Raw genomic sequence first — 16,875 nt, 5'->3', positions numbered from 1 at the left:
AGGAGGTCTCTATCAGCCGGGCATCCGCTCCCCATGAACCCGCTGTGAGTCGCGGGCCCCGGCTCGACGGCGTGCGCGGGAGGGGACGGCGCGCGTGGGAGGAGCTGTGCGATCACGCCCCATGCCCGAGACCGCCCGGCGGGCCCTGGTCGGCTCCGCCAACGCATTCAAAGGTCACTATAGTTACGGTTGCTTGCACCTCCACGTTGACAACAACCGGGCATGCGCCCCGACAGGCACTGCCACCACCTGGACAGATCACGAAGGAGAATCACAGGGTTCACAGCATGTCATTCGAACACCTCGTTCACGTGTAATAATTTCCGTCCCTGATCGCACAGATTTCAAGCGAGGAAAACAATGACCGAGACCTTAGTCGTCCTTGCCACAAACCGAGTCTCGGGGCTCAAGAGGCAGGCGGCAGAAGATCCTCGTTACAGGATGATCATCTTCACCGAGCACAAGTACCGCGCAGATTACGAGGCCGCCGGGTTCGACCCCGTCTTCTCGGTCCCCGCGATGGAAGACCTCACTGCGGTTCGCGGGGAGTTCGCCCGCCTGCTGGAATCGATCGACCCCGTCGGCGTCATCGGCGGCACCGAGCGCGCGGTGCAGCCCGCCGGTTTCGTCCGCTCCTACTTCGGGCTCGATGGGCCCGGCTTCGAGGAGTGCGCGCGCCTCACCGACAAGTACCTGATGAAGCGGGCCTGGCGGGCCGCCGGTCTTCCCGTCGCCGAGTTCCAGGCGATCCGGGGTCTCGACCAGTTCCGTGAGGCCGTCTCCTCCCGACCGCTCCCGCTCATCATCAAACCGTCCCGCGGCACCGGCGCCGTCCGCATCACCGCCGTGACCACCGAGAGCGAGCGCGAGGCGGCATTCGCCAGTCCGCCCGCCTATGTCAGCACCGAGGACTACTACACCCTGATCGAGAAGAAACTCGATGTCATCGCCGAGTACCACGTCGACGCCGTCATCTCCGGCGGCGTCATCATGTACGACCTCGTCGGACGTTATTTCGCACCGCCGATGAACTGGCGCGAGCCGGGCCCGCGCGGCTCTTACACCGTCCATCCGGACGATCCCGCCCACGGCCACGTCGATTCTCTAGCCACTGCGGCCGTGGCCGCACTGAACGTGACCGACGGCGTCACCCACTGCGAGATCTTCGAGACCGCCGAGGGCTTCGTCGTCGGCGAGATCGCCGGACGCCCCGGGGGCGGAAGCTGCTCTCCGCTCATGAAGCATCACCTGGGCGTCAACGCGTGGGACGCCTTCGTCGCGACCACGCTGGGTCGCGAGGTCCCCCGCGGCATCGAGAACGACACGTCCCAGGTGATCGCCTGCGTGATGCTGCCCGAGGCGAAGCGGCCCGTCGCGGACTGGACCCCCGCCGACGAGATAGCGGCCCTGCCGGGAGTCGACGAGATCGTCGTGACCTGCCGGGCCGGCCGCACATCCGGCTACCGTCATTCCTCGGTCGGCTCGGGCTATGTCGTCTTCCACGCCGATGCCGACGACGTGACCGCGTCCGCGACCCGCATCGCAGAGTCCTTCAGGTTGGTCTACGCATGACCGGCGTACTCATCCTGCAACAACCGAGTTCCTCGTCGCCGGTCGACCACTGGCTCCTCCAGGCCGATCCCCAGGCAGATCTGACGCTCATCACGGGTCCGCGATCGGTTCGGCGAGGAGAATACGCCGAGGGCGTGAAGGTGGTCGAGGCGAAGGACTACTTCTCACCGGAGACGATGACCATCGCCTATGACGAGGCGCAGGCGATGGGAGCCGACCGCATCGTCAGCAACGCCGAGCAGGACGTCCTGCGCGTGGCCGAGGTCCGTGACGCGCTGGGCCTGCCCGGAATGTCGGCCCGCACGGCTCTCGCCTTCCGTGACAAGCTCATGATGAAGCGCCTCTTCGCGAACGCCGGTCTTGGAGCCGCTCCCGCCTCGGCGGTGCGATGCGTGAGCGATATCGTGGCGCTGACTCGCGAGCACGGCCGCGGGGTGGTCAAGCCCCTGGACGGCATGGGGGCCAAGGGCCTGGTGACGATCGATGCCGACGCTCGGCACGCCGACGTCCTGGCGGCGGTGACGCCGGTTCTGGATGACCTTCACGCAGGGCGGTTGATGTGGGAGAAGTACGTCGTCGGCGACGGGCTCCACTGCGACGTCACACTGTCGGGCAGCGGCATCAAGACCTTCTCGGTCTCTCGAACACTGGCCCCTCCCGGCGCCTACGCCACGCACAACTACACCTCGTACACCCTGGATACGAGCGACCCGACCTACCCGGAGGCCCGACGCTGCGTCGAGCATCTCGTCGAGAGCCTCCCGCGGGATCATGGAGCGACCATGCTCCACTTCGAGCTCTTCGAAAGCCCGAACGGGAGTGGTGTGACCGCCGGCGAGGTGGGCGCCCGCATGGGGGGCGGCGGGATTCGAGCGGCGGTTCGCGAGGCGACGGGTCGGGATCTGGCCCGAGAGGGCTACCTCCTGGCCGCGGGCCTCGGCGACGCCATCACTCCGACGCCGCCGCCCGAGACCTCGGCAGGGTGGATGCTCTTCACCGCCGTCGTTCCCGCATTGGGCGACCCGCTCCCCGAATGGGTCGCGTCGACCTGGACGCGCCCGCGCACGACCGCCGAGCCGCAGCACTCCGTCGACGCCGTCGGAGGCATGATCGTGCGAGCGAATTCCTCGGCCGAGCTTCGACGGGCCCTCGAATCCATCGAGTGGCGCACGGAGAGCGGATAGCGCCGGATGATCGTTTCTCAGTGATGAGAGGCATCCTCCCCGCGCCGCTCGCACCCCGAATCGCCGACCACGCAAGAAAGTCATGACAATAAGTGACGATTGTGTTCCTCGACCCCACAAACGACTCTCGAACGAGTTGCGGTACCTGGCGTCGAACTTCGTGAGCAGCCTGGGGACGGGCCTCATGCTCACAGTCCAGGTTGTCTTCGTCACCCAGAACCTCAATATCACGCCGGTGCACCTCGGATTCGCACTGACCTGCGGGGCGATGCTGGGTCTGGTAGCGGGCGTCGCCCTGGGCGCGTGGTCCGACGGCCGTAATCTTCGCAGGCTCATGCCCGCCCTCGGCGTGGTCCAGGCTGTTGCGGCCGCAGGATACCTGGTCTCCACCTCGCCCGTTCTGCTCGGTGTCATGGTGGGCGCCGTCTCCATCGCCGGACGAGGCGGAGCCGCGGTCCGCGGCCCCTTCATGGCCGCAATGGTGGGCCGAGAGCGCCTCGTCACCTACCGCGCCACGGTGAGGTCCGTGGCCAACGCCGCTATGGCCGTGGGTGCTGCCCTCGGCGGAGTAGCGCTGGGCTACGCGTCGCCAACCGCCACAACGATCGCCATGGGAGCCGTACCGGTGGGGTATCTTCTTGGTGCAGCACTGACAGCGTCGGTCAGCCTGCCCTACGCGAGTGCTCCGAGAGGCAGCGCCGAGGGCGGGAAGACCGAGTCCTCCCCAAGGACTCCTGCGATCGCCTCTGTGCCGGTCATGAAGAATTCGCGCTTCCTGATGGTCGTCGGATTAAGCGCGATCCTGATGACTCACGTGCCGATGCTCAGCGTCGCCTTCCCCCTGTGGATCAGCGAGCGCACCTCCGCGCCCAGTTACCTCATCTCGGTGGTTGTTCTCATCAACACCATCGGCGTCGTGCTCGTCCAGGTGCCGATGAGCAGCTTCGTGAAAACGCCTCGCGACGCCGCGCACGCATGCCTCGGAACGGGGCTAGCCCTCACTGCAGCCGTTCTCCTGCTGGTGTGCTCGAGCAGCCTCGCAGGGCCGCTGCAGGTGACAGCGCTCATCGTCGCGGCCCTCTTCCACCTGATCGGGGAACTCTTGCAGTCAGCCGCCAGTTGGGAACTGGCATTCGACCTAGCACCGGGGGATCGCCTGGGCGAGTACCAAGGTACTTTCAACTCCGGGCTGGATCTTAGCGTGATGATCGGACCAACTGTGTTCAGCATTCTCGTGACCACTCCAGCCCTGATCGGATGGTGGGTCCTGGCCGGCATCCAAGTCCTGGCCGGCGTCATGATGGGCGTGGCGGTCCGACGAGCCGCGCCACGCACGAAGGCATCCGGATGAGCCGCACGCGATAAGGATCTGATAAGAGGTCATCGCCGAGGCCCCCTACGAGGGAATGACCTACGACATCCGCGCCGGCCGCTACTTCGACGCCGACTACCGTCGTCTTCGCCGCTGACGGTCGCACCAGTGGGGGAAAAGAGGCCGGAGACACGAGGCGGGCATGTCGGAACGAGCCGGACGACGACGCCGTCGGACCCGCGCAGGATTGCCCGCCTCGACGGGGCATGGCGCCGTCGGACCGATCTCGATGCGGAACTGAACCGGTCTCGGCGAAGGGCGGGCCGGGCCCGCGTCCCGACCCGCTCAGCGGTGCCCCGGCCTCACAGGCTCCGACGCCGGTAGAGACGCACCGCGCCCATGGCCGACAGGGCGAGCACCGCCGCCGCGGCCCCCGGTCCGGCCGCCCCGGCCCACGGCGAGCCCGCCCACCGGATGATGGTGAGGGCCAGGTCGGGGAACCTCTCGATCAGGAACATTCCGCCGAACATGAGGACCATGGTCGCGCCGTAGGCGTACACACCCGTGCGCGCGTGGCCGAGGGAGAACAGGAGGAGGAGCTGAACGGCGGCGACCATGCCGACCGCCGCCACGGCCAGGCCCGCGACCCCCGCCGTGGACAGGGGGAGGACACCGGCCCCGGGCCCGCGCACGGCGTCGTCGATCCGCGCGACGACGACGCCCACGAGAGCCGCAACAGCGGCGGCCAGGACGACGAGCAGATAGCGGGCGACGACGAACTGCGCGCGCGTCACCGGCAGGATCGAGTACATGGTGTCCAGGTGCGCGCGCTCGTCCTGCGCGAACAGGAGGCCGGGCAGGAAGCCGACCGTCAGAACGCATATGGCGATGGCCGGCGTCGCCCCGCCCATGGCGAGGTTCGTCCCGACGATCACGGCCGTGATGACCGCGAAGGTGCGCAGCGTGGCGGCGTGGGCGGACAGCTCCGCGCGCAGCAGGTTCCAGATGATGTGCATATCGGCGCCTCTTCTCAGTGCTTCTTCCAGTGCTTCTCTCACTGCTTCTCGGCGAGTGCCGCGGGCGCGGCGGTGGGACGAGTGCGACCGCGGTCGGGGTCCGGGCCGCGGGTCATGGCCACGACGGCCTCGTCGATGGACGGGGTCTCGATGAGGACGTCGGGGCCGAAGACGGCGGTGTCCGCGGTCCTGATGAGCCCCGAGAAGACGCCCGCCCCGTTGTGCCGGGCCCCGACGAGGACGGCCTCGGCCTCGGGCGTCAGAGCGGAGACGGGTCCGCGGGCCGCGGCCCACTGCTCGAAGAGATCGGGCAGGGGCCCGGCGAAGCGGGTGCGGCCGGCGCCGATCACGTGAAGGTGGTCGGCGATCCGCTCCAGGTCGGAGGTGATGTGGGTCGAGAAGAGGATCGTCCGCCCCTCGGCGATGAGGAAGTCGCGGAAGATGTCGAGGACCTCCAGACGCGCGACGGGGTCCAGGCCCGAGGTCGGCTCATCGAGGATGAGGAGCTCGGGATGGTGGGCGAGAGCGAGGGCGAGCTGGAGCTTGACGCCCTGTCCCCGCGACAGGTCCTTCACCTTGACCCGGGCCGGCACGTCCAGCCGGGCCAGGAGCTCATCGAGCCGGCCCCGGTCCCAGTCGGGGTAGAAGCGCTCCAGGTTGCGGGCGGCGGAGGCCGCCGTCCACTCCCGGGGCAGGGCCACGGTGTCCAGGACGACGCCGATGCGATCGCGACGGGCCCCGGGGGCGCCGTCGAGCACGCCGATCGAACCGGCGTCGATGCCGACCATACCGAGCATCGCCTTGATGGTGGTGGTCTTGCCGGCCCCGTTGGGGCCGACGAATCCGGTGACCATGCCGACGGGCACGGTCATATCGAGGGGCCCCAGCGTGAAGGAGCCCTGCGTGCGCACGACGGCATCCAGGCGGATGGCGTCTGCGAGCTCAGGACGGGCCGCGTCCGCGGGCGCCGGCCCGTTCATTCCTTCTCGGCCGGCTTCCCGCCGGTCCGCTTCTTCTCGGTCCATCGTTGTGCGGTCCTTTCGTGGAGATCGGGGAGGTCGAGGCCGACCAGGCGCGCGGTGGCGACGGCGTCGTCGAGCTGGGCGTCCAGCCGGACGAGGAGTCGTTCGCGGGTCTCGGCCTCGTCCTGGGGGAGGACGAAGCTGCCGCGGCCGGCCTGATTGGCGATGAGGCCGGCCGCGGCGAGGTCGTTGTAGGCGCGAGTGGTGGTGATCAGGGAGACCTCGAGGTCCCTCGCGAGCCTGCGCAGCGAGGGCAGGGGGGTCCCGGCGGGCAGATCGCCGGACCAGATGGCCTGCCGGATCTGGTCGACGATCTGCTCGTACATGGGCGTCCCGGACGTCCGGGAGAGAACGATGTGCACATACTGTGTATATCACACATGTACAGCATGCACAATCGCGGAGCGCGCCGATCCCCGACCAGCGGCCCGGCGACCCGGCGAGCGATCCGACGGCCCGCCCCTTCGCCGAGATCGGTTCAGTTCCGCGTCGAGATCGGTCCGCGCGTGCACTTCGCCGCTTGGGCCGGTGCCGTACACCGTTGCGGGCCGAAGCATCGATCCACCTGACGAAGCACGCGGAGAAGCCCGAACCCGCGACCGCGGTGTGGCCGACCACAGCGCCGGCCACCCCCCAATGGGCACGGCGACCGATGCGGTGGTCCGCGAGGACTCGACTGGGCGCGAGCCCCGCACGGACAGGCACGACACCCTCCGATACAGGCAACAGTTGTCCAAATCTGACACAAAGACACCCCGCACTGGAATCATCGGTGGAGGAAATCCCGGAATACCAACGATTCTCTTCTCGCTCCCCGATCGGTTCCGGACCTTTGCGGCAGATTTGGACACGAGGAGCGCACCTCAGACACCTGACACGGAGTCGAGGGCGGCCCGTCGCAGGGACTCCGGGGACCGGAGCCCCGGTCCCGACCACCACCGCACAGCGGCAAGCGCACGACTCGGCGACGGACCCGGACATGTCGATCTCCCGGGCGGCGAGCGGTGAAGGCCGCGCGACCTCACGACGCTCGCACCGCGCCCCGGCAGCTTCCTGGCCGGAGTCGAGTCCTCGCGTCGAGCTCGAGGAGCACGACATCCCACCCAAGATCCTCAGCAGGCTGCGAGGCAACCTCAGAAGCGACGACGGGACGGACGCGGAGATCCCCGAGGAGACCCTCCGGACCCCTCAGCTTTCCCTCGTCCTCTTCCGCACAGGCGCGCAGCTCGTCCTCACCACTCACGACACGCCCCCCTTCTGGACACCCCTCACGCAGCTTCCGGAGGTCAGCGAGGCCTGGCTGTGCGAGAAACGCCGGCGGCACCCAAGGCGTTCAGAGCGGCGCACCATTCTCATCGTCACCAACGGTGAAGAAGCAACCATGCCCCACCTCCTCAAGAATCTCGGGCCAGTGGATTTCAGCCGCGACGACCCCTCTCGCACCGAGAGTGACAGCACTCAGCAAAAGGCCCGTGCGCAACCACGCCACCGGAAATAGGGAAAGTCCCTCCCCGCTCCGGCGGGCGAAAACAGGCAGGGCCGCTATCGAACCCGGAAGCGCGCATATCCGCATCCGTGATACAATGAACCGTGCGGATCGGTATATTTATTGACGATTATCTGCCGTCGGTGCACGGCGTGGCAACTTCAACGACAAGCCTGAAAAAAGCATTGGAGGACCTCGGGCACGAGGTGTACATCATAGCCCCGAAATGCAAGGGGTACGACGATGACGACGACCACGTCATCCGCGTCCCATCATCGAAAAGCTATATTTTCGACAAACGCGAGACGGGCGTCATATACCCGGGCCTCGCGAGAAGGCTCGACAAGTACGATTTCGACATCGTCCACAGCCAGATGCAGTTCTACGTGGGCGTCCTGGCGCACAGCGTGGCCAAGCGGCAGAATATTCCTCACATCACAACCGTGCACACACTGTACACGGAGCTGATCGACGACTACCCGCTCATGGTGACGGCCGGCATCATCGCCCTGACGGCGGCGCTGCCGATCGTGCTGCGAACCAAGCCGATCCTGCCGACGCCGTCTCGCGAGCAGCTGCGCACAATGAGCAAGGAGGCGATCAAGGAAACCTTCTCCCACCAGGGCTGGAGGCTGACCGCCGCCTTCGCGAACAAGTGCGAGGCCTGCATATCGCCGTCGAAGCACCTGGCGAGGATTCTGATAGACGAGGGCGGACTGACGGCGCCGTGCTACGTGCGCCCGAACGGCATCGACACGAAACGGTACCGCGACGCCGACCCCGCCGATTCCCCTATTTCGAAGAAACCGGGAGAGAAATTCATCATATCAGTAGCCCGCCTCAGTCCGGAGAAGCGCCAGAAGGCCCTCATCGAGGCACTCCCGCACATTTCCGACAGGAACGTCGCGCTCGTCCTCACCGGAGGAGGGCCCTACGAGCAGGACCTGCGGAGGCGATCCGAGGAGCTGAATGTCGCGAACCGGGTCATATTCACTGGCATGCAGCCGAGCGACAAGGTCGCCTCCCTGCTCAAACAGGCGGACGTTTTCTCCCTCGCGTCGTACCACTTCGACAACCAGCCGATGACGTTCCTCGAAGCGGCGTCGAGCGGCCTGCCGATCGTGTACTGCGACGAGCAGATGACGGAGGGCCTGACCGAGCGCAACGCAATCCTGACCGACGGCATCGAGGGCGAGAGCCTGGCACGGGCGTTCAACGACCTGTTCTCCAATCCGGATAAGCTGGAGCAGATGTCCAGGGGGTCTCTGGATGTGGCCCGGGAGTTCGACTCATCGACGATGGCGATGAGCATGGTGACCCTGTACGAGAAGCTGATCAGGGACTACCACGGCTCGGCATATCATTAATGGGGACCACGGAGCAGGGATCAGCAGCATCTCGGGCGGACACAGCAGAGGTGATCAATGGAGGTAAGGGTAGCCTCGGGTCATGAGCTCGTCCGAGACCCCGATCTTCAGTCATCGCTCCGTCGCGCATGTGACAACGGACCGGCCCGCCCGGTACGGACGTCAGCTCGTCGCCCATATGGGCCGTAAGATCACGACGAACTGGGACGATGACTCCGCTACCGGCCTGCTGTCCTTCGACCTCGAGGGCCCGGTGACCGGCGTCGTCGAGCTGGCCTGCGACGACGGCGCACTCGTCCTCACGCTGCGCACCACGGCGGAGAACCTCGATCGCCTCGAACGGGTCACCGGTATCCATCTGGCCCGCTTCGGGCAGAGGGATCGGCTCGCCGTCGTCTGGATCCGCGACGACGGCGAGCCGGGCACCGCCCAGGGCCCGCTGTCGGAGGAGGACATCGAGGCCCAACCGTCGTCATCGGCGCGCAGGGGCCGGTGATCCCGAGAGCCCGTACCGGCGAGTCCGAGGGAGAGGGCGAGGAGGAGCCCCGAATCACCAGAACGCGTCAATCCCCGAGATCGGTGATACGGCCAGCGGGATCCTTGACCCGGGCCATGAGCAGCAGGCCGATCACCAGGATCGATACGATCCCGAGAATGCCCCAGTACGACGCCTCCTGCCCGACCACTCGGACGCCGATCCAGATGAACGCCCCGTACATGGCCGGCGCCATGAAGGACACGGCTCGGCCCGTCGTCGCGTACAGGCCGAAGATCTCGCCCTCCCTCCCCTCGGGGATGACGCGGGCCAGGAAGGACCTCGCCGCGGACTGGGTCGGACCGACGCATCCGGCCAGGACCAGGCCGAGCGTCCAGAACACCATCGCCCCGCCCTTGTGCAGGACGAAGATGCCGACGCCGGCGACCACGAGGATGGTGAGCGACCCGAGGATCACCTTGCGGGGCCCGACGCGGTCGTCGAGAGTCCCCGAGGCGATGGTCGCGACGCCGGCGACCACGTTGGCCGCGATGGCGAAGATGATGACGCTCCCACTGGAGAAGCCGAACGTGTTCTGGGCGATGACGCCACCGTAGGTGAACACCCCGGCCAGACCGTCGCGGAAGACGGCGGCGGCGAGCAGGAACCACAGCACCTCGGGATGAGTCCGATGCAGAGCCACGAGCGTGCGCCACAGTCGCTTGTAGGAGACCCATATCGACTCCCGACGGCGAACGCCCGTCACGGGTCCCGACGACGGCTCGGCGGGCTCGGTCTCGATCCCCGCCCTCTCCCGGTCGGCGCCGCGACGAGCTTCATCGAGGACGGCCTGACGGAGTCGTCTCCCCCGCCTACCGGACTGGGTCACCAGGACCGGAATCGCGCTCAGGCAGAACCAGACGGCGGCCACGATCATGGACACGCGGACATTGAGGCCGTTCTCCCCGGTGACTCCGAACCAGCCGATCTCCGGGTTGATGAATCCCACGTAGACGATGAGCAGCAGAACGATGCCGCCGATGTACCCCATGCCCCAACCGAGTCCGGAGACGGCGCCGACCCGGTCCTTAGTGGCGATCTGGGACAGGATTCCGTTGTAGTTCACACTCGCCAGCTCGAAGAAGACGTTGCCGATACCCAGCAGTGCGATGCCGAACCAGAGGTAACCGGGTTCGGGCAGGACCAGGAACAGCGCCGCGCTGATGGCCACCACGATCATCGTGTAGGCGCCGAGCCAGAAGACCGTCCGCCCCGCCCGATCGGAGCGCTGGCCGGTGACCGGCGCCAGCAAAGCGATGAACGCCCCCGCGATCGACAGCCCCAGGGACAGAGAGGACTCATTGGACGCCTTCTCGCCGAAGGCCGAGCTGGTGAGGTAGACGGTGAAGACGAAGGTGGTGATCACGGCGTTGAAGGCGGCGCTCCCCCAGTCCCACAGCCCCCAGGCCAGGACGGGCCAGGACAGCAAGCGGGTCCGCCCATCCGGATGCGGGCCGCTGCGGGGCTCGGGTCGAGCGGCGACGGCGAGGTCGCCCTGGGACTGGGGGGTCTGGGTCATAACGGTGAGCCTACGATGCTGAGGGCGTCGGCGAGGTGACCTTAGGTCCACGTCCGCCGAGATCGGTCCGGTTCCGCACCGAGATCGGTCCGACGACGCCGCGCCCGACAGGCGGGCCATGGCGACGCGTTCCGCGCCCCTCCGCACCAGGGCGTCACCGCGCGGCCGCGAGCACCTCGGCGAGGGCCAGATCGACCGGCGTCGTGATCTTCATGGCGCGCGGATCCCCCTGGACGACGACGACGGCACCACCGGCGGCTTCGACCAGCCCGGCGTCATCGGAGGCGGCCCGCGCCTCATCGGTGGCGCGGTCGGCTCCCAGCCGATGGGCGGCGACGAGAGCGGCGATGGCGAAGCCCTGAGGAGTCTGCACCGCCCGCAGCCGAGTGCGATCGGGAGTGCCGACGACCGCCTCGACCGGCACATCGCCGGCGAGGGCGTCCCCCGGGTCGCCGCGGCCCGGCCCGGCGATCTCCTTGACGGTATCCGTCACGGGCAGGGCCGGGACGACTGCGTCATGACCGGCCCTGACCGCCGCCACGACGCGGCGCACGACCTCGGGCGGAGTGAGAGCGCGAGCGGCGTCGTGCACGAGGACGACGAGGGCGTCGGGCCGAGCTGCGATCGCGGCGGACAGGCCGAGGGCGACGCTGGCCTGCCGGGAGTCGGGCGACCCCGGGACGACCTCGATCGCGCCGCAGACGCCGAGGGCGCTGATCCCGACGACCTCGTCCCGGAAACGGTCGAGATGCTCCGCGGGGGAGGTGACGACGACGTGATCAACAACCCCGGAGGACAGCAGGCCGCGTGCCGCACGGCGCACGAGGGTCTCCCCCGCGACCTCGACGAGCGCCTTGGGTTCGGCGGCGCCCAGACGGGCTCCGGATCCGGCCGCGGTCAGAACGGCGACAACGCCGTCGGCTCCGCCGACACGACCGGCACGACCCGCGTCACCGAACTGAGCAGCACCATCGGCACCGTTCGTCGCGGGCACGAGCGGCTCGGGCCTCAGGCGGCGGCGCCGGCGGCGAGGACCTCGTCGAGCTTGGACTCGGCCTGATCCTCAGCAGTCTTCTCAGCGAGGGCGAGCTCGGAGACGAGAATCTGACGAGCCTTGGACAGCATGCGCTTCTCCCCCGCGGACAGGCCGCGATCGGTGTCCCGGCGGGAGAGATCGCGGACGACCTCGGCGACCTTAATGACGTCGCCCGAGGCGATCTTCTCCTGGTTGGCCTTGAAACGGCGCGACCAGTTGGTGGGCTCCTCCGTCAGAGGGGCGCGCAGGACGTCGAAGACCTTTTTAAGACCGGCGGCGTCCACCACATCCCGCACTCCGATGAGCTCCACGCTCTCCGCGGGGACGAGGATTGTCAGATCCCCCTGCGCGACCTCCAGCTGTAGATAGGTCTTCTCCTCGCCGCGCACCTTGCGTTGACGGATATCAATAATCCGAGCCGCCCCGTGGTGGGGGTAGACGACGGTCTCGCCGACTTCAAAGGTCATGGGTGACGTCACTCCGTAACTAATGGCAGGAGCCCCAGTTTACCAGGAAATGCTGGGCATATTCCGGGGAGGTACCTCACAGGTCACACACGGGCCGCTCGGAGTCCGGCGGCACCGCCTCGTCTTCTCAAGCGCCTTCAGCCGCCGGGCGCGCCCGCACCGGCTCGGAACCGCGTCCCCGGCCGGCACCCGGCGGCTGAGCAGCGCGCCCGCGCCCGCACCGGCTCGGAACCAGAGGGGTCCGCAGCGCCCGCGGCGTCGTCGGCCCTCAGGCGTCCTCCCGGGCCTCCCCGGCGGAGACCAGCATGTACCCCACTCCGCGCACGGTGGTCAGCAGCCGGGGAGCGCCCGGCTCGACCTCGATCTTGGCCCGGATGCGTTTGACGTGGACGTCAAGGGTCTTCGTGTCGCCGACGTAGTTCGCCCCCCAGATCTGCTCGATGATCTGACTGCGCGCGAGCACTCGATCGGGATGTCGCAGGAACAGCTCGAGCAGCTCGAACTCCCGCAGCGGCATGGTGACGGCCTCACCGTCCACGCGCACCTCGTGGCGCTCGAGGTCCATGACGACCCGGTCCGCGCTCAGCAACCGATCGTACGGCCCGTCCTCGTGGCTGCGGCGCAGGACGGCGTGCACGCGGGCGAGCAGCTCGCGATAGGAGTAGGGCTTGGTGACGTAGTCGTCCGCACCGATCTCCAGGCCGACGACCTTGTCGACCTCGGAGTCCTTGGCGGTGAGCATGATGACGGGGACCCGGGAGGCGCGCCGAATGCGGCGACACACCTCGGTTCCCGACAGACGCGGGAGCATGAGGTCGAGCAGCACGAGGTCGATCGGATCGGCCCCGTCCGCCCTGCCGGCCGCCTCGAAGCGCTCAACGGCCGTGATGCCGTCCTGGGCCTCCACGACCTCGAAGCCGTCTCGGCGCAGACCGAGGGCGAGCGGATCGCGATAGTTCTCCTCGTCCTCGACGAGCAGAATGCGGGTCACGTCTGATCCCCCTCGGAGATCGCGGCGATGGCGGCGAAAGCCGCACCCGCGGCACCGGAAGCGACGGCGGCGGCGGCCTCGGGATCCGGGGCCGCGTCCGACTCATCCGGCTGATCCGGAATCAGGCGCGGCAGAACGAGGGTGAAGGTGGAGCCGCGCCCCGGGGTCGACCACAGCTCCACTGTACCGCCGTGATCCGCGGCCACGTGCTTCACGATGGACAGCCCCAGCCCCGTGCCTCCGGTGGCCCTCGATCGCGCCTTGTCGACGCGGTAGAAGCGCTCGAAGACGCGCTCCTGCGCCTCCTTGGCGATCCCGATGCCCTGGTCGACGACGGCGATGCGCACCAGCTCATCACCGGCCGGATCCGCTGAAGCCGCGCCGGCTGCGGAATCCGCGCCGTCGGCATCGTCATCCGCGCCATCAGCGCCGCGTGCGCCGTCGGCGTCGTCCTCGCCGGCCGCGACGCCTGGGCCGCTCGCGCCGGCCGCGCCCCCCGCAGCGCCGTCGGAGCCCTCGGCCCCTCCCGCACGGGCGGCACCGGCCGCGCCCCCCGCGCCCTCGGCGGACCCTTCGACTCCATCGACGCTGAGCCCGACGCTCACGCGCGTGCGCGGGTCGGAGTAGCGGATGGCGTTGTCCAGCAGGTTGCGCACGGCCGTGGTGATGAGGGCGGCGTCCCCGCGCACGTGCAGGCCGGGAGTGCCGCCCGAGACGAGCGCGACCTCCTTGCTCTCGGCCTCGGTGCGCACGCGGTCGATGGCCTCGGCGACGACGGCGTCGAGATCGACGTCGTCGGGCTCGACCAGCGCGTCCCCCTCCTGGAGGCGGGAGAGCTCGATGATCTCCTGGACGAGGACGCCCAGACGCGCGGACTCCTTGCGTATGCGACCGATGTAGTTGCGGACGAGGTCGGGGTCGTCCACGGCGCCCTCGACCGTCTCGGCCAGCAGCGCGATGGCCCCGACGGGGGTCTTGAGCTCGTGGGAGACGTTGGCGACGAAGTCGCGGCGCATGTCCTCCAGGCGCTTGGCGGCGGTGCGGTCCTCGATGAGCACGAGGACGCGGCCGCGCCCGATGGCGGCCACGCGCACGTGGAGATGGAACTGCCCCGCCCCGGCGACGCGTCCGCGGGCGACGGCCAGCTCGACGTCCTCGGGATCTCCCCCGGCGCGCACACGGGCGACCATCTCCGCCACGCGCGGTTCGCAGACTTCATCGTCGCGCACGATGTTGTAGGTGTACGCAGTGGCGGAGGCGCGCAGCACCTCGTCGTCGTCATCCAGCACGACGACGGTCGAGCGCAGCGCGGCCAGGACGGGCACGAGGCCGTCGTCCTCAAGGGTCGATCCCGCGGTAATGCCATTCGAGCGCGGGTCATAGGGCGGCAGCGCGAACGCGAAGGCGACGGCAGCGCCCGCACCGAGACAAACGACGGCAACGCCGATCAGCAGCACAATGCTTCCCACGTCCCCAAGGGTAGAGGCGGGAGGGCGGCGATAGCGAGCCGCCGGGCCGGAGGCGGCGGCGTCTCTCAGCAAGAGCGCGGGAACGAGGCGATGAGAACGAGCGGCCGGTCGTCTCCGGACGGTTCCCCGGAGGCGAGCGCGCGGCCCGGGCCCCAGGGGCGCACGGCCCGGGCCGTCCGTGTCGCCTGGTCGGCCCTTCGCTGTGAGCCGGCCCCGAGCATGCGGCCCGGGCGGCCCGCGGCTGTCCGGAATCCAGCGCGGCGAGGCCGGGCCCGGGGCGCGCGGCCCGGGCTCCCCGATCCGTCCCCTCGGCGGCCACAATGGTGACCGCCGGGCGTCCGGGCACGGGCACCCGACCACCGCGATCCGCCACACAGAATCAGGAGCGATCTCGTGCGCGACATCTTCAACCAGGAGCTCAAGCAACTCGGCTCGGACCTTGAGACCATGGCCACTCAGGTGGCGACGGCGATCGAGCGGGCGGCCGAGTCGCTGAGCAACGGGGACATCATCGTCGCCGAGCAGGTCATCGACGCCGATGAGCGCATCAACGACCTGCAGCGGGACATCGATGACATGTGCATCATGCTGCTGGCGCGCCAGCAGCCCGTGGCCGGGGACCTGCGCAACGTCATCTCGGCGCTGCGCATGGCGCAGACCCTCGAACGGCAAGGGGATCTCGCCCGCCACGTGGCCGCCATCGCGCGCGGCCGCTACCCCGAGCCCGCGGTTCCCGAGCCGGTCATGGGCCTGATCCTGCAGATGGCCGACGCCGCCGTGCGCGCCGGGGCCGACGTCGCCCGTCTCATCGCGACCCACGACCTGGAGCTGGCGGCCCGGATCCAGCGCGACGACTCCGAGCTCGACGACCTGCACCGCCAGTCCTTCCAGATGATCCTGGATCCCTCCAACGAGCTGAGCCGTCAGCAGGTCGTCGATGCCGTCCTCATGGGGCGGTTCCTGGAGCGCTTCGGGGATCACTCGACATCCGTGGCCCGCCGCATGGCCTACCTGGTCTCGGGAGCCGCCCCGAGTTGAGCAGAGCCAAGCCGAGCCGAGCAGAGCCAAGCCGAGCCGAGTTGAGCTGAGCCGAGCCGAGTTGAGCCGGCCCGGACCGCGAGCTCGCCCCTCTGCTTCCTTCTTCCTTCGTCGAGATCGGTCCGGTTCCGTGCCGAGATCGGTCCGGTTCCGCGTCGAGATCGGTTCAGTTCCGCGTCGAGATCGGTTCAGTTCCGCGTCGAGATCGGTTCGACGGCGGCGCGCCCGGGGGCCGGGGCCGCGAGGCGGGCATTTCGGCGCGAGTCCGACGACGCCGCCGTCGGACTCGCGCCGAAATGTCGACCTCGACGGGGGCGAGGCCGTGCGCCGGCGGGTTCCCCCACGAGCGCCGGACCGCTCGCCCCGCACGGACCGCTCACCCCGCACGGGCCCGACCAGCACCGCGGGGTCGTACCCGACGCCGCACGGTCGTACCCAGATCCACGGGGTCGTACCCGACGCCGCACGGTCGTACCCTAAAGCCCCCCTACAGTACGACCCGGCGCCGCAGCGTACGACCACGCGCATTCATGTACGACCGCGCGAGCCCGGGTACGACCGCGCGAGCCCGGGTACGACCGCGCGAGCCCGGGTACGACCGGCCCGAGGCAACGGCCGCCGGCCCCGTCGGACGTACGACCGCACGAGCAACGGCACCACCGCACAACCCTCCCACCGCACCAGACCCCACCCGACCCATCACCCCCACACCCCGACCACGACCACCCACCCCGACCGCAAGCCGCACAGCACGTCCGTCCGACAACCACCACCCACCACCGGCCCCGCCACGAACCACCCCACCACACAACCACGACAACGAACCGAACTCGAGCCGGAACCGAACCGAACTCGACGGCG

General features: G+C 68.7%; 15 protein-coding genes. 7 read left to right on the top strand and 8 right to left on the bottom strand.

Annotated features, from left to right (window positions below; translation table 11 throughout):
* The first annotated feature begins 441 nt into the window (after positions 1-441).
* From G448_RS0106535 to G448_RS0106525, 3 genes are all read left to right on the top strand, one after another.
* Positions 442-1,572 carry an ATP-grasp domain-containing protein gene (locus G448_RS0106535; RefSeq protein WP_026407338.1) on the top strand — a complete coding sequence of 377 codons (1,131 nt, stop codon included), beginning with the start codon at positions 442-444 and terminating at the stop codon, positions 1,570-1,572.
* Positions 1,569-2,756, top strand: a complete 1,188-nt coding sequence (locus G448_RS0106530; RefSeq protein ID WP_034494632.1) for an ATP-grasp domain-containing protein — start codon at positions 1,569-1,571, stop codon at positions 2,754-2,756. The genes G448_RS0106535 and G448_RS0106530 overlap by 4 nt, the downstream gene beginning before the upstream one ends.
* Before the next feature lie 82 nt (positions 2,757-2,838).
* Positions 2,839-4,107 (top strand): MFS transporter, encoded by a 1,269-nt coding sequence (locus G448_RS0106525; protein ID WP_342663531.1) that lies wholly within the window; start codon positions 2,839-2,841, stop codon positions 4,105-4,107.
* Positions 4,108-4,430: 323 nt separating this feature from the next.
* Here the strand turns inward: G448_RS0106525 and G448_RS0106520 are convergent, their stop codons facing one another.
* The 3 genes from G448_RS0106520 to G448_RS0106510 are packed head-to-tail and all read right to left on the bottom strand — an operon-like array spanning position 4,431 to position 6,468.
* Positions 4,431-5,084, bottom strand: a complete 654-nt coding sequence (locus tag G448_RS0106520; protein ID WP_026407335.1) for an ABC-2 transporter permease — start codon at positions 5,082-5,084, stop codon at positions 4,431-4,433.
* A 38-nt stretch (positions 5,085-5,122) separates the two neighbouring features.
* Positions 5,123-6,064 (bottom strand): ABC transporter ATP-binding protein, encoded by a 942-nt coding sequence (locus G448_RS0106515; protein ID WP_034494631.1) that lies wholly within the window; start codon positions 6,062-6,064, stop codon positions 5,123-5,125.
* A complete protein-coding gene (locus G448_RS0106510; RefSeq protein WP_026407333.1) occupies positions 6,061-6,468 on the bottom strand; it encodes a GntR family transcriptional regulator in 408 nt (135 codons plus the stop codon). The genes G448_RS0106515 and G448_RS0106510 overlap by 4 nt, the downstream gene beginning before the upstream one ends.
* 617 nt (positions 6,469-7,085) lie before the next feature.
* On the opposite strand from G448_RS0106510, the gene G448_RS0106505 reads away from it, so the two are divergent.
* From G448_RS0106505 to G448_RS0106495, 3 genes are all read left to right on the top strand, one after another.
* Positions 7,086-7,604, top strand: coding sequence for a hypothetical protein (locus G448_RS0106505; protein WP_026407332.1), 519 nt, complete (start codon positions 7,086-7,088; stop codon positions 7,602-7,604).
* 92 nt (positions 7,605-7,696) lie between these two features.
* Positions 7,697-8,959 (top strand): glycosyltransferase, encoded by a 1,263-nt coding sequence (locus G448_RS0106500; RefSeq protein WP_026407331.1) that lies wholly within the window; start codon positions 7,697-7,699, stop codon positions 8,957-8,959.
* Positions 8,960-9,041: 82 nt separating this feature from the next.
* Complete coding sequence (locus tag G448_RS0106495; RefSeq protein ID WP_026407330.1) at positions 9,042-9,455, top strand: DUF2218 domain-containing protein; 414 nt, start codon at positions 9,042-9,044, stop codon at positions 9,453-9,455.
* Positions 9,456-9,522: 67 nt separating this feature from the next.
* On the opposite strand, the gene G448_RS0106490 is transcribed toward G448_RS0106495, so the two are convergent.
* From G448_RS0106490 to G448_RS0106470, 5 genes are all read right to left on the bottom strand, one after another.
* A complete protein-coding gene (locus G448_RS0106490) occupies positions 9,523-11,013 on the bottom strand; it encodes an MFS transporter (protein WP_026407329.1) in 1,491 nt (496 codons plus the stop codon).
* A gap of 154 nt (positions 11,014-11,167) precedes the next feature.
* Positions 11,168-12,007, bottom strand: coding sequence for an IspD/TarI family cytidylyltransferase (locus G448_RS0106485; RefSeq protein WP_084436417.1), 840 nt, complete (start codon positions 12,005-12,007; stop codon positions 11,168-11,170).
* A 14-nt stretch (positions 12,008-12,021) separates the two neighbouring features.
* Complete coding sequence (locus G448_RS0106480) at positions 12,022-12,516, bottom strand: CarD family transcriptional regulator (protein ID WP_026407327.1); 495 nt, start codon at positions 12,514-12,516, stop codon at positions 12,022-12,024.
* Between the two features lie 268 nt (positions 12,517-12,784).
* Positions 12,785-13,507 carry a response regulator transcription factor gene (locus tag G448_RS0106475; RefSeq protein ID WP_026407326.1) on the bottom strand — a complete coding sequence of 241 codons (723 nt, stop codon included), beginning with the start codon at positions 13,505-13,507 and terminating at the stop codon, positions 12,785-12,787.
* Positions 13,504-14,976 (bottom strand): sensor histidine kinase, encoded by a 1,473-nt coding sequence (locus G448_RS0106470; protein ID WP_026407325.1) that lies wholly within the window; start codon positions 14,974-14,976, stop codon positions 13,504-13,506. The genes G448_RS0106475 and G448_RS0106470 overlap by 4 nt, the downstream gene beginning before the upstream one ends.
* A 393-nt stretch (positions 14,977-15,369) precedes the next feature.
* On the opposite strand from G448_RS0106470, the gene phoU reads away from it, so the two are divergent.
* Positions 15,370-16,014 carry a phosphate signaling complex protein PhoU gene (phoU, locus tag G448_RS0106465; RefSeq protein ID WP_026407324.1) on the top strand — a complete coding sequence of 215 codons (645 nt, stop codon included), beginning with the start codon at positions 15,370-15,372 and terminating at the stop codon, positions 16,012-16,014.
* The last annotated feature ends 861 nt before the right edge of the window (positions 16,015-16,875 follow it).

Origin of the sequence: Actinomyces gerencseriae DSM 6844 (assembly GCF_000429265.1) — a bacterium.
GTDB classification, from domain to species: Bacteria; Actinomycetota; Actinomycetes; order Actinomycetales; family Actinomycetaceae; genus Actinomyces; species Actinomyces gerencseriae.
This window is presented reverse-complemented; position numbering and strand designations above follow the sequence as displayed.

Excerpts from the sequence above, each read along its gene's own strand:
- G448_RS0106535 (WP_026407338.1), top strand. The coding sequence starts at position 442 with ATGATCATCTTCACCGAGCACAAGTACCGCGCAGATTACGAGGCCGCC.
- G448_RS0106530 (WP_034494632.1), top strand. The coding sequence starts at position 1,569 with ATGACCGGCGTACTCATCCTGCAACAACCGAGTTCCTCGTCGCCGGTC.
- G448_RS0106525 (WP_342663531.1), top strand. The coding sequence starts at position 2,839 with ATGACAATAAGTGACGATTGTGTTCCTCGACCCCACAAACGACTCTCG.
- G448_RS0106520 (WP_026407335.1), bottom strand. The coding sequence starts at position 5,084 with ATGCACATCATCTGGAACCTGCTGCGCGCGGAGCTGTCCGCCCACGCC.
- G448_RS0106515 (WP_034494631.1), bottom strand. The coding sequence starts at position 6,064 with ATGAACGGGCCGGCGCCCGCGGACGCGGCCCGTCCTGAGCTCGCAGAC.
- G448_RS0106505 (WP_026407332.1), top strand. The coding sequence starts at position 7,086 with ATGTCGATCTCCCGGGCGGCGAGCGGTGAAGGCCGCGCGACCTCACGA.
- G448_RS0106495 (WP_026407330.1), top strand. The coding sequence starts at position 9,042 with ATGAGCTCGTCCGAGACCCCGATCTTCAGTCATCGCTCCGTCGCGCAT.
- G448_RS0106490 (WP_026407329.1), bottom strand. The coding sequence starts at position 11,013 with ATGACCCAGACCCCCCAGTCCCAGGGCGACCTCGCCGTCGCCGCTCGA.
- G448_RS0106480 (WP_026407327.1), bottom strand. The coding sequence starts at position 12,516 with ATGACCTTTGAAGTCGGCGAGACCGTCGTCTACCCCCACCACGGGGCG.